This window comes from Flavobacterium micromati, assembly GCF_900129585.1.
GTDB lineage: Bacteria > Bacteroidota > Bacteroidia > Flavobacteriales > Flavobacteriaceae > Flavobacterium > Flavobacterium micromati.
Genome location: NZ_FQWF01000005.1, coordinates 16,826 through 29,451 on the forward strand (window position 1 = coordinate 16,826; position 12,626 = coordinate 29,451).

The 12,626-nt window shown below is 32.9% G+C and carries 10 protein-coding genes; 9 read left to right on the forward strand and 1 reads right to left on the reverse strand.

All coding sequences use genetic code 11. From position 1 onward, the window contains the following. Positions 1-212 precede the first annotated feature (212 nt). The 5 genes from lon (at position 213) to acs (ending at position 8,147) form a co-directional block, all read left to right on the forward strand. A complete protein-coding gene (gene lon, locus BUB42_RS06335; RefSeq protein ID WP_073018280.1) occupies positions 213-2,663 on the forward strand; it encodes an endopeptidase La in 2,451 nt (816 codons plus the stop codon). 139 nt (positions 2,664-2,802) lie between these two features. Next, the gene (gene porQ, locus BUB42_RS06340; protein WP_073018282.1) at positions 2,803-3,822 is read left to right on the forward strand and encodes a type IX secretion system protein PorQ; all 1,020 of its coding nucleotides are present in this window, start codon (positions 2,803-2,805) and stop codon (positions 3,820-3,822) included. 47 nt (positions 3,823-3,869) lie between these two features. Next, positions 3,870-4,565, forward strand: a complete 696-nt coding sequence (gene cmk, locus BUB42_RS06345; protein ID WP_073018284.1) for a (d)CMP kinase — start codon at positions 3,870-3,872, stop codon at positions 4,563-4,565. A gap of 69 nt (positions 4,566-4,634) precedes the next feature. Further along, complete coding sequence (locus BUB42_RS06350) at positions 4,635-6,011, forward strand: nucleoside permease (protein ID WP_073018286.1); 1,377 nt, start codon at positions 4,635-4,637, stop codon at positions 6,009-6,011. Positions 6,012-6,239: 228 nt separating this feature from the next. Continuing rightward, on the forward strand, positions 6,240-8,147 hold the full coding sequence (gene acs / locus BUB42_RS06355) for an acetate--CoA ligase (protein WP_073018288.1): 1,908 nt from the start codon (positions 6,240-6,242) through the stop codon (positions 8,145-8,147). 9 nt (positions 8,148-8,156) lie between these two features. On the opposite strand, the gene BUB42_RS06360 is transcribed toward acs, so the two are convergent. After that, on the reverse strand, positions 8,157-8,879 hold the full coding sequence (locus BUB42_RS06360) for a hypothetical protein (protein ID WP_073018290.1): 723 nt from the start codon (positions 8,877-8,879) through the stop codon (positions 8,157-8,159). A 105-nt stretch (positions 8,880-8,984) separates the two neighbouring features. Between BUB42_RS06360 and BUB42_RS06365 the strand changes: the two genes are divergently transcribed. From BUB42_RS06365 to BUB42_RS06380, 4 genes are read left to right on the forward strand one after another with little or no spacing between them, the layout of a single operon-like run. Then, positions 8,985-10,115: an NAD(P)/FAD-dependent oxidoreductase gene (locus BUB42_RS06365; protein ID WP_073018292.1), complete on the forward strand. Its 1,131-nt coding sequence runs from the start codon at positions 8,985-8,987 to the stop codon at positions 10,113-10,115. Continuing rightward, positions 10,116-10,829, forward strand: coding sequence for a methyltransferase domain-containing protein (locus tag BUB42_RS06370; protein ID WP_073018294.1), 714 nt, complete (start codon positions 10,116-10,118; stop codon positions 10,827-10,829). Beyond that, entirely contained in the window at positions 10,826-11,878 is a 1,053-nt protein-coding gene (locus BUB42_RS06375; RefSeq protein WP_073018296.1) for a type III polyketide synthase, read from the forward strand. The genes BUB42_RS06370 and BUB42_RS06375 overlap by 4 nt, the downstream gene beginning before the upstream one ends. A gap of 43 nt (positions 11,879-11,921) precedes the next feature. Beyond that, positions 11,922-12,350: a 3-hydroxyacyl-ACP dehydratase FabZ family protein gene (locus tag BUB42_RS06380; RefSeq protein WP_073018298.1), complete on the forward strand. Its 429-nt coding sequence runs from the start codon at positions 11,922-11,924 to the stop codon at positions 12,348-12,350. The last annotated feature ends 276 nt before the right edge of the window (positions 12,351-12,626 follow it).

Sequence of the window (12,626 nt, forward strand, 5' to 3'; positions counted from 1 at the left end):
AAATCTTTAAATCTATTGTATTTGAAGTTAATACTGTACGATTTTCTTACTGCCAATTATTAAAGCTCGTATTTTGGCACAGTGATTGAATCTTTCACAAAACAGTAAATATTCAATTTTAATCAAAGAGTTTGTAGTCAACAATTACTTTGAAACCTTATATTTGCTCCACTATTTATAATTTTTAATGACAAAAAGACCTAATACAATATATGTCAAATCATAAAATACTTACCCTTGACAATCTGTCACTTCAAGAATTTGATTCAGAAGCAGATTTAATTCCACTTTTGACTCCTGAAGATGAAGAGGAAATGAATAATGAAGAATTACCTGAATTATTAGCAATTTTGCCTTTACGAAACATGGTTTTATTTCCAGGTGTCGTAATTCCTATTACCGCGGGGCGTGATAAATCAATAAAACTGATCAATGATGCTAATGCTGCTGGTAAAAATATAGGTGTTGTAGCTCAAATCAATGAGGAAGAGGAAGATCCAACTAAAAAAGACATCCACAATATAGGAACTATTGCGCGAATTTTACGTGTTTTAAAAATGCCTGACGGAAATATTACCGTAATTCTTCAAGGCAAAAAACGTTTTGAAATTGATGCTGTTATTGAAGAAACGCCCTATATCACTGCGAAGATCAAAGAAGTAGCTGAAAAAAGACCAAAGAAAAATGATACTGAGTTTTTAGCAATTCTTGATTCAGTAAAAGAACTTGCAATCCAAATTATTAAGGAAAGTCCAAACATTCCTAGTGAAGCCACTTTTGCTATAAAAAATATTGAAAGTCAGTCTTTCTTGATAAATTTTGTCACTTCAAATATGAATTTGTCGGTGAAAGAGAAACAAGATTTATTAGCAATCAATGAATTAAAAGTTAGAGCACTAGAAACACTGCGCTACATGAATATCGAGTTACAAAAACTCGAATTAAAAAATGACATTCAGTCAAAAGTTCGTTTTGATCTCGATCAACAACAACGGGAATATTTCTTGCAACAGCAAATGAAAACGATCCAAGAAGAACTTGGTGGCGTTTCTCAGGAAGAGGAAATGGACGAAATGTTGCAAAAGTCTTTAAAAAAGAAATGGGACGATAAAACCAAAAAGCATTTTGACAAAGAGCTTGCAAAAATGCGTCGCATGAATCCACAAGCTCCTGATTTTGGTATTCAAAGAAATTACTTAGAACTTTTTTTAGAATTACCGTGGAACGAATATTCTAAAGATAATTTTGATTTAAAACGCGCTCAAAAAATTCTTGACAAAGATCATTTTGGTCTGGAAGAGGTAAAGAAAAGAATGATAGAACATTTAGCAGTTTTAAAATTGCGGAATGATATGAAATCGCCAATTATTTGTTTGACAGGACCTCCAGGTGTTGGAAAAACTTCTATTGGTCGCTCTGTAGCGGAAGCATTAGGTCGAGAATATGTGCGCATTTCTCTTGGTGGTTTGCGTGATGAGGCAGAAATTCGCGGACATAGAAAAACCTACATTGGAGCAATGCCAGGGAGAATTATTCAAAGTTTAAAAAAAGCTGGAACTTCAAATCCAGTTTTTGTATTGGACGAAATAGATAAATTATCAAGTAGCAATAGCGGTGATCCTTCATCAGCCTTGTTGGAAGTTTTAGATCCAGAGCAGAACAATGCTTTTTATGATAATTTCCTGGAAATGGGATATGATTTGTCTAAAGTGATGTTTATTGCCACTTCTAATACGATGGCTTCGATCCAGCCAGCTTTGCAAGACCGAATGGAAATTATCAGAATGTCTGGTTATACAATCGAAGAAAAAGTTGAGATTGCACGTCAACATTTATTTCCACGCCAATTGAAAGAGCACGGAATGACTTCCAAGCATTTAATCATTGGAAAAAAACAATTAGAAAAAATTGTAGAAGGGTACACCCGGGAATCTGGAGTTCGTGGTTTAGAAGCTAAAATTGCTCAAGTGATTCGGCACGCAGCCAAATCAGTTGCAATGGAAGAAGAATATAATAAAAAAGTTACTGATGACGATATTATAAAAGTGCTTGGTGCTCCCAGATTAGGCAGAGATAAATATGAAAGTAATGATGTTGCTGGTGTTGTAACAGGATTAGCTTGGACATCTGTAGGTGGCGATATACTTTTTATAGAATCGCTACTTTCTCCAGGTAAAGGAACTATGACTATTACTGGAAACTTGGGAACTGTGATGAAAGAATCGGCAACAATTGCATTAGAATACATAAAAGCTAATACCGTACTTTTAGGATTAAATCCTGAGATTATTTCAAAATACAACATTCATTTACACGTTCCAGAAGGTGCTACTCCTAAGGATGGTCCAAGTGCAGGAATAGCAATGTTGACTTCCTTAGTTTCTTTGTTTACTCAAAAACGAGTTAAAAATAACTTGGCCATGACTGGCGAAATCACTTTACGTGGAAAAGTTTTGCCTGTGGGCGGAATCAAAGAAAAAATTCTAGCAGCAAAAAGAGCTAATATCAAAGAAATTATTTTGTGCCAACAAAATAAAAGTGATATCGATGAAATAAAACCCGAATATTTAGAAGGTCTTGCTTTTCATTATGTAAAAGAGATGAGCGATGTATTAAAATTTGCATTAACAGATCAAAAAGTTAAAAACGCAAAAGATTTATAGATAAATAGGTTTTCAATATAAAAATCCGATTTCCAAAGCTTACTTTTTAAGACTTGGAATTTGGATTTTTTTTGATTTATATTAAATTTATAATTTTATCTTCGCATCTTCGTTTTCCTTACAAACTTTCCTTTAAAACATGCTTAAAAAACTTTTATTTATCTTTCTGTTTTTTATTTGTGCTGTTTCTCACAGCCAAATAGGAGGAAGGTACACTTATCAGTTTTTGAACTTAGTTACTTCCCCACGGCAGGCAGCACTTGGTGGAAAAGTAATTACAATCTATGACAATGATGTCAATCAGGCTCATTTTAATCCAGCAACTATAAACGCAGAAATGGATAATCAGTTAGCTCTCAATTATGGAAGTTATTTTGGAGAAGTGACTTATGGAACAGCTTCGTATGCTTATACCTATGATCGTCATCTTCAAACTTTTCAGGCTGGAGTCAATTATGTTAACTATGGCAATTTTGATGGATTTGATGAAAATGGTCAAGCAACAGCATCATTTACTGGTAGCGAGATAGCAGTCAATCTAGGCTACTCTTATAATGTTCCTTTTACGGATCTTCATATTGGGGCTTCTGCAAAACTGATTTCTTCAACATTAGAATCGTATCAATCTTTTGGTGGAGCAGTAGATATTGGAGCATTATATATTGATGAACGAAATGATGTAAACTGGGCATTATCAATTCGAAATATTGGAACTCAGTTTTCAACTTACAATGGAATTCGGGAAAAATTACCACTAGAAATCATTGCAGGTGTTTCTCAGGAATTAGAAAACGTACCTATTCGGTGGCATCTTACTCTCGAAAACTTGCAGCAATGGAATATTAGTTTTTCAAATCCTACAAGAGCACAATCTTCATTTAATGGAGAATCGACTGAGGAAAAAGTCTCATTTGTGAACAATGCTTTGCGACATGTAATCATGGGCGTGGAGCTTTTCCCTAAAAAAGCTATAAATTTGCGGGTTGGTTATAATTTTAGAAGAGCTGAGGAATTGCGAATTGAAGAACAACGTAATTTTTCGGGAATTTCATTGGGTTTTGGGCTTAAAATGAATAAACTCAAATTTAACTATTCCTATTCAAGATACACCTTAGCAGCAAATACGAGTCTTTTTGGCTTGACGGTCAATCTACAATAATAATAATAATAATAATAATATTTTTAGACAAACTTTAACTTTACATTTTGAACAAAAAAATCACTATCGCAATTGATGGATTTTCATCAACCGGAAAAAGCACTTTGGCAAAGCAACTAGCCAAACATTTAGGATATGTATTTGTAGATACGGGAGCAATGTACCGTGCAGTGACATTATTTGCTATGCAAAACGACTTTATTGCAATTGATTTTTTTGATAAACAAAAACTGATAAAAAGTATGTCATATATTAAATTACAATTCCAATTTAATGCTGATTTAGGTTTTGCCGAAATGTATCTAAATGATATAAATGTTGAAAATGAAATTAGAAAAATAGAAGTCTCTAATTTAGTCAGTAAAGTTGCAGAAATTTCTGAGGTTCGGGTCAAATTAGTTGAACAACAGCAAGCGATGGGAGAAGATAAAGGAATTGTAATGGACGGTAGAGATATAGGTACAGTGGTTTTTCCTGATGCTGAACTCAAAATTTTTATGACTTCAAGTCTGCTTACAAGGGCGCAAAGACGATATGATGAACTGATTGCAAAGGGAGATAAGATCACATTCGAGGAAGTTCTTAAAAATGTGCAAGACCGCGATTTTATTGATTCGCACCGCGAAAATTCCCCGCTAAAAATGGCTGATGATGCTATTGAAATTGATAATTCGGACTTGAATAGGGAAGAGCAATTTCAACTCGTTTTAGATTTAGTAAAAGAGCATACTAAATCGATGTAAAAGGTTGCAGATGTCATTTTAAATAGTAGTTTTACGCTTGTTATTTTTTAAAATAAAACAATTCATCACATGGGAATTAAGAATAGATTGATCATAATGAGTTTTCTTCAATTTTTTGTTTGGGGAGCTTGGTTGATTACAATTGCAAATTACTGGTTTGGTACTAAAAATTGGGACGGAACTCAATTTGGATTGGTGTTTGGAACTATGGGAATTGCGTCATTATTTATGCCAACACTAACTGGAATAATGGCCGACAGATGGATTAACGCAGAGAAATTATATGGATTTCTTCATATTTTATATGCTGGAGTTTTGTTCTACATCCCACAAGTTACAACTCCTGAAAACTTTATTTACATTATGCTTTTAGCAATGTGTTTTTATATGCCAACGATTGCTTTGAGCAATTCTATTTCTTTTTCGGCTTTAAAATTAAATAATAAAGACGTTGTAAAAAACTTTCCACCCATACGTGTTTGGGGAACTATAGGCTTTATTGTTGCCATGTGGATCACTAATTTGACTGGAAATAAAGCTACAGAATATCAATTTTATATTGCTGGCATAGCTGCATTGCTACTTGGAATCTACGCTTTTACATTACCAAAATGTGAACCACAACGTTTGTCAAAAAAGAACGCTTCCTTAATGGAAACCTTAGGTTTAGAATCTTTTAAGTTGTTTGCTGATTATAAAATGGCGTTGTTCTTTATATTTTCTATGTTTTTAGGTGGAGCTTTACAGCTGACAAACGCTTATGGCGATGTTTTCTTAGATGAATTTAAACATTTTCCCAAATATGCCGATTCTTTTGTTGTTGAATATTCTACAATTATAATGTCTATTTCACAAGTTTCAGAGACTTTATTCATTCTCGCAATTCCCTTTTTCTTAAAGCGTTTCGGGATTAAGCAAGTGATGTTGATTAGCATGCTTGCCTGGGTACTACGATTCGGATTATTTGCTTACGGAAATCCAACAACGGGTTTATGGATGATTATTATGTCTTGCGTTGTTTACGGAATGGCATTTGATTTCTTTAATATTTCAGGCTCTCTATTTGTAGAAACGAATACAGATCCTAAAAATAGATCCTCAGCGCAAGGATTATTTATGATGATGACCAACGGTTTTGGAGCAGTCTTAGGAAGTTTTACCTCAGGATGGGCGATTGATAAGTACTTTACAAAATCATTTAGCAATACATCAGAACTTGCAGGTTTTTTAGAAACAGAAACCACAAATCCTAAAATGTTAGAATTTATTACTAGCCAAGGAAATTCAATTGCTACTGACGGTCTATTTAGCAAAGCGGTTTTGATGAAAGACTGGCATACCATCTGGCTGGCTTTTGCGACTTACGCTTTAGTCATTGCAATAGCTTTTGCACTGTTGTTCAAACATAAACATGATCCATTAGAGGTTGAAAAAATAAGTCATTAAAATAATTTTTTAAATTAAGCCCGATAAATTTGTAATTCATCGGGCTTTTTTATGGGTTTTTATTATTCGAATTAAGAATTCTAAAACCTTTTACAAGTTTTAGAATTTTATATATAATCCGATTTAAATGGCATCTTTATTGCCGAGTTTATTTTTTGACTACTGATTATTAATTTAAATAATTTTAAGAATAGCTTGAGATTTAATACTTTTATAAAAAAAATAATCATGAGCTATTATAAAATTGAAAATTTAGAACAATATTTCAAACACTACAATAAATCAGTTCGTGAACCTAGGAAGTTCTGGGGAAAAATTGCAGAAGAAAATTTCACTTGGTATCAACAATGGGACAAAGTTGTCGAGTTTGATATGGTTGAAGCCAATATAAAATGGTTTGCTGAAGCTAAAGTTAATATTGTTAAAAATTGTATCGATAGACATTTAGCGAAAAGAGGTGAAAAAACTGCAATAATTTTTGAGCCAAATAATCCATCTGAAACAGCATTACATATCACTTATAATGAGCTGCATCAACGTGTTTGCAAAATGGCAAATGTACTGCGAGAGCAAGGTATAAAAAAAGGGGACCGTGTTTGTATTTATTTACCAATGATTCCTGAGTTAGCGATTACAACTTTAGCTTGTGCCCGTATTGGTGTAATCCATTCTGTTGTATTTGCTGGATTTTCCGCATCGGCGGTTGCTAGTCGAATAAATGATAGCGAATGTAAGATGGTCATCACATCCGATGGTGGATTTAGAGGGAGTAAAACGATAGATTTAAAAGGAATTATAGATGAAGCATTAGAAAAATGTTCCTGTGTAGAGAGCGTTCTCGTTGTTAAAAGAATTAATTCAGAGATAACAATGAAAGAAGGTCGCGACCATTGGTTACAGCCACTTTTAGACGAAGTTTCAGATAATAACGTTGCTGAAATAATGGATGCCGAAGATCCTCTTTTTATATTGTATACTTCGGGCTCAACTGGAAAACCAAAAGGAATGGTTCATACCACTGCTGGATATATGGTTTACACAGCGTATACTTTTAAAAACGTATTCAATTATCAAGAGAATGACGTTTTCTGGTGCACCGCCGATATCGGTTGGATTACCGGTCATTCTTACATTTTATATGGTCCTTTATTGAACGGAGCCACAACGGTTATCTTTGAAGGAGTTCCTTCTTACCCAGATTTTAGTCGTTTTTGGGAAATAATTGAAAAACACCATGTCACACAATTTTATACAGCACCTACCGCTATTCGGGCTTTGGCCAAAGAAAATATAGAATACGTCCAAAAATATGAATTAAAGTCTCTTAAAGTTATTGGCTCGGTGGGAGAGCCTATAAACGAAGAAGCTTGGCATTGGTACAATGATCATGTTGGAGCAAAAAAATGTCCGGTAGTTGATACTTGGTGGCAAACAGAAACTGGAGGAATTATGATTTCTCCAATTGCATTCGTAACTCCAACAAAACCCACTTACGCATCTTTACCCTTACCAGGAATTCAGCCCGTGCTTATGGATGAAAAGCGCAACGAAATTGAAGGGAATCAAGTTGCCGGAAATCTATGTATAAAGTTTCCATGGCCAGGAATTGCGAGAACTATTTGGGGTGATCATCAGCGCTATAAAGACACTTATTTCTCCGCATTTCCGGGTAAGTATTTTACTGGTGATGGAGCTTTAAGAGACGAAGTTGGCTATTATAGAATTACCGGCAGAGTTGATGATATTGTAATTGTGTCTGGTCATAATTTAGGGACAGCTCCCATTGAAGACGCGATCAATGAACACCCTGCAGTTGCCGAGTCCGCTATTGTGGGATTCCCGCATGATGTAAAAGGAAATGCATTATACGGTTTTGTTATTTTGAAGGAAGCTGGAGAATATCGTGACAGAGAAAATCTTATAAAAGAGATTAACCAACATATTTCTGATCACATTGGACCGATAGCCAAATTAGACAAAATTCAGTTTGTTTCAGGTTTACCAAAAACACGTTCAGGAAAAATCATGCGCAGAATACTACGGAAAATTGCTGAAGGAGATTATTCTAATTTTGGTGATATTTCAACGTTGCTCAATCCTGAAATTGTAGATGAAATAAAGGATCAAAAAGTATAGTTAATCAGTTTAAATTTGAGTGATCACTATAGTTTTATCCTCCTTCTTTCTTTTAGTAATGACAAACAGAAAAATAAGATAAAAACAAGCAAAATGCAGAACTCTATCTAAGGTGTTTAAGAAAATATTCCCTACAAAGTAAGTTCCGATAGCAGCAAACACATCATTAAATATTAATGCAAAAGCACCAAAGAAGTAATAGTATGCTTTACTATCACCAAATTTACCAAGATAAAGAACTGCCGTAGCACCTAGGACAATAGTACTGATGGCATTAAAAATAATTATAATATTTATATAGTCATCGGTAATAACAGATGCTAAAAGATAAATTATCGCAAATAAAAAAACACAATTTAGAGCTAAAATAAAAAGTGTATAACCGCTTGGTATTGTTTGAACATCTGCATTTTTAATAGACTTGTAACCTAAAAACGCAAGTGTAAAGTAGCCGCAAAAAGAGGCTATCAATGCCGCTCTATAAAGTTGTAAGGAATGCTCCCAAAGCAAAAGAAGAGCCTCATTTAAATAAAAGAAAAAAACAAACAGCAAATAATATTTAGATAATTTTTGACTGTTGCTTTTTATCGCATAAATCATAAATGATGGAATGATAAAAGGTTTTATATAAACAACTAGAACCGGTTCGAAAAGAATTCCCGCACAAAAATAAACTGCCAGCAATATCCCAGGCAGAAACAATAGTGATTTTGTTTGATTAATTTTTTCCATACGTTAAACAAAACTAGTTCTTTAAATTTTTTATTACAAAAATTTCGTAAAAAATTTATGAAATGTTGAAAGTGACTATTAAACTAAATTATTAAATTTACATAAATGATACAAAAACCTATAGTTATCGTTGGTGGAGGTTTAGCAGGTTTAACTGCCGCTATACATTTGTCAAAAGTTGGATTGAGAGTTATCGTAATCGAAAAAAATGAATATCCTAAACATAAAGTTTGTGGTGAGTACATATCTAATGAAGTTTTACCGTATTTTAATTATCTTGATATAAATATTTCAGATTTGCTTCCGACAGCAATTACCGATCTCGAGTTTTCAACAGTTTCTGGGAAGCTCATTGAGAGTTCTTTACCGTTGGGTGGTTTTGGCGTAAGCCGCTATACTCTAGATGAATACTTGTATAAAAAAGCAATTGCAAATGGATGCGAAATAATTAAAAACAGTGTTGAGTCGATCGTTTTTAAAAATGATGAATTTATAATAACTACGATAAATAATCTTGTATTTAATGCTAAAACCGTTATTGGTGCCTTTGGGAAACGCTCGAATATTGATCAGAAACTGAATCGGAATTTTATAGAAAAAAAATCACCCTGGTTAGCAATTAAAGCGCATTATTCTGGAAATTTTCCAAAAGATTTAGTCGGTTTGCATAATTTTAAGGGCGGTTATTGCGGCGTTTCTAAGGTAGAGAATAACAGCATTAATATTTGCTATTTAGCTGATTATAAAACATTTAAAAAATATAAGAACATTGATGAATATCAGCAAAATGTCCTTTATAAAAATCCCTATCTAAAATCTCTCTTTCTAAATTCTAAACTTATTTTTGAAAAACATTTGACGATAAGCCAAATTTCATTCGAAAAGAAAGATGCTGTAGAAAATCATATTTTAATGATCGGTGATACTGCTGGATTGATTCATCCTTTATGTGGTAACGGAATGGCAATGGCTATTCACAGCGCAAAAATTGTATCCGAATTAATAGTAAAGTTTTACAACAAGGAAATTATTTCAAGAAATGAATTAGAAAATAAGTATATTGAGCAATGGAATTTTAATTTTAAAGACCGCCTCAAAATGGGCAGATTTTTATCTAATATTATGCAAAAGCAAAAATTGTCGGCTTTAATGATGCATATATTAATTACATTTCCATCTTTATTGCCATTAATAATTAAAAAAACGCACGGCAAACCAATAACTATAAATTCATAAATGGCATTAAATACCGATTATAGAACAGACAAGCCCGAAATAATGGACGATTTCGAAATGGAAGGTGAATTGTTGCGAAATGCATTAGATAAAATTGCCAAAATTAATCAGCTTTTAGGAGGAAATAAGCTTACGTTACAAGGTGTTCAATATTTGCTAAAATCATTTTCTAAAACGGATGAAATCGTGATTGTAGACGTAGGTTGCGGTAACGGCGACATGTTACGCAATTTAGCAGACTTTGCATTGGAAAATAAATTAAATTTTCGTTTGATAGGAATTGATGCAAATAATTTTACTGTTTCACATGCAAAAAATTTATCAAGTAATTATTCTAACATCAGTTATAATTGTCAAGATATTTTTAGTGAATCTTTTCGAGAACTAAATTACGATATTGTTCTTTGCACCTTGACTTTGCATCATTTTAAAGAGGAAGAAATTAATGAGTTATTGCAAATTTTTTATTCGAATGCAGCAATTGGAATTGTTATAAATGATTTGCAAAGAAGCGCGCTTGCTTACCGTTTATTTCAAGGTTTATGTTTTGTTTTTCAATTGAATGAAATGTCAAGAGAAGACGGATTAACTTCTATATTAAGAGGTTTTAAAAGAAATGAATTAGAAAGCTTTTCCAAAAAATTAAAATTTAATAATTATAAAATTCACTGGAAATGGGCTTTTCGATATCAGTGGATAATTTCAAAAATATGAGTGTAAAAATTAAAACGGTAACTAAACAGTTACCCAAATATTCCAGAGCGACTGACGAAATCATTCCTTTTTTAGATTCGTGGTTAGTCGGACAAGACGAGCGGTTCATAAGAAAAGTTAAAAAGATTTTTGAAGGTGCATTGGTTGATAAACGCTACTCGATAATGGATCCTATAGAGGTTTTTACAAAAACATCCTTTGAGGAACGAAACGATATTTATGTTCGTGAAGTCATCGATTTAGGCGAAAAAGTATTAGAGAAAGCACTGGAAAAAGCCAACTGGAATCCGCAAGACTTGGATTATATCATTACTGTGAGTTGTACCGGAATTATGATTCCATCTCTTGATGCTTATTTAATCAATAAATTGAAACTGCGTCAAGATATTGTCAGACTTCCAGTTACGGAAATGGGTTGTGCCGCAGGAATATCGGGTATTATTTATGCTAAAAATTTCTTGCAAGCCAATCCTGGAAAACGTGCGGCTGTGATTGCTGTCGAAAGTCCAACTGCAACATTCCAATTAGATGATTTCTCGATGTCCAATATCGTTAGCGCAGCAATTTTTGGCGATGGAGCGGCATGCGTATTACTTTCCTCCCATGAAGATGATGATGGACCAGAGATTGTAGCTGAAGAAATGTATCATTTTTATGATAATATTCACATGATGGGTTTTAAGTTGACTAACTCAGGGTTACAAATGGTGTTGGATATTGAAGTTCCAGAGACTATTGCTTCCCATTTTCCAGATATTATTCATCCTTTTTTAGAAAAAAATAATTTGAAAATGGAGGATATAGATCATTTGATTTTTCATCCTGGCGGCAAGAAAATAGTTCAAACTGTAGAAAGTTTATTTTCTGATTTAGGAAAAAATATAAAAGATACAAAAGAGGTTTTGCGTCTTTATGGTAATATGTCGAGCGCAACAGTTTTATATGTTTTAGAGCGAATTATGGATGACAGTCCTAAAAAAGGAAGCAGAGGATTAATGCTAAGCTTTGGACCAGGATTTTCAGCTCAAAGGGTTTTATTGCAATTTTAGAACAAAAAATTATTGACCGGTGCTTAATCATAATATTTCATGAATGAAGTTTGAAGAAATTATATCAAAATTACCGTATTTGAAACCATTTTTATTTGTGGATGAAATCATTCATATTGATGAAAATGGAGTAGAAGGAATTTTTACTTTCGATGAAAATCTAGAGTTTTACAAAGGACATTTTAAAGATAATCCAGTAACTCCAGGTGTTATTTTAACAGAAACGATGGCGCAAATTGGTTTAGTTTGTCTGGGTATTTTTTTATTAGATACTACATATAAAAACGAAACGGTAATAGCTTTAACATCAAATGAAATAGAATTTTTAAAACCTGTTTTTCCGACGGAAAAAGTAACTGTTGTATCAGAAAAAATGTATTTTAGATTTGGAAAATTGAAGTGTAAAGTTTTAATGAAAAATCAAAAAGGCGAGGTAGTTTGTTCCGGTACAATTGCGGGAATGATAGTGTAATAATTTATTGAAAGTGTAAAGTTTGTGAATCAATTTTTAATTTTAACGGCAAATTTTTCAACTTAATAGATTGAATTACAGATAATTGAAGGGCAAATAATATTTTAGAAAAAAGTTTACAAAATAAATAGTTACTATTATAAATTTGATTGTTTATTCATCAGTCGTCCCTTTGAATGTTTTTGGCCTTCTTTGGTTGTAATTGTGAAAAGATTAGCCCGATGCTAAAAATTTAATGAAAATTTTTAATTTATCTCAATGCTTTAAAGAGTTTAA

What these genes read in the sequence shown, in the direction of transcription:
- lon (WP_073018280.1), top strand. Translation starts at nt 213, where the DNA reads ATGTCAAATCATAAAATACTTACCCTTGACAATCTGTCACTTCAAGAA.
- porQ (WP_073018282.1), top strand. Translation starts at nt 2,803, where the DNA reads ATGCTTAAAAAACTTTTATTTATCTTTCTGTTTTTTATTTGTGCTGTT.
- BUB42_RS06350 (WP_073018286.1), top strand. Translation starts at nt 4,635, where the DNA reads ATGGGAATTAAGAATAGATTGATCATAATGAGTTTTCTTCAATTTTTT.
- acs (WP_073018288.1), top strand. Translation starts at nt 6,240, where the DNA reads ATGAGCTATTATAAAATTGAAAATTTAGAACAATATTTCAAACACTAC.
- BUB42_RS06360 (WP_073018290.1), bottom strand. Translation starts at nt 8,879, where the DNA reads ATGGAAAAAATTAATCAAACAAAATCACTATTGTTTCTGCCTGGGATA.
- BUB42_RS06365 (WP_073018292.1), top strand. Translation starts at nt 8,985, where the DNA reads ATGATACAAAAACCTATAGTTATCGTTGGTGGAGGTTTAGCAGGTTTA.
- BUB42_RS06370 (WP_073018294.1), top strand. Translation starts at nt 10,116, where the DNA reads ATGGCATTAAATACCGATTATAGAACAGACAAGCCCGAAATAATGGAC.
- BUB42_RS06375 (WP_073018296.1), top strand. Translation starts at nt 10,826, where the DNA reads ATGAGTGTAAAAATTAAAACGGTAACTAAACAGTTACCCAAATATTCC.
- BUB42_RS06380 (WP_073018298.1), top strand. Translation starts at nt 11,922, where the DNA reads ATGAAGTTTGAAGAAATTATATCAAAATTACCGTATTTGAAACCATTT.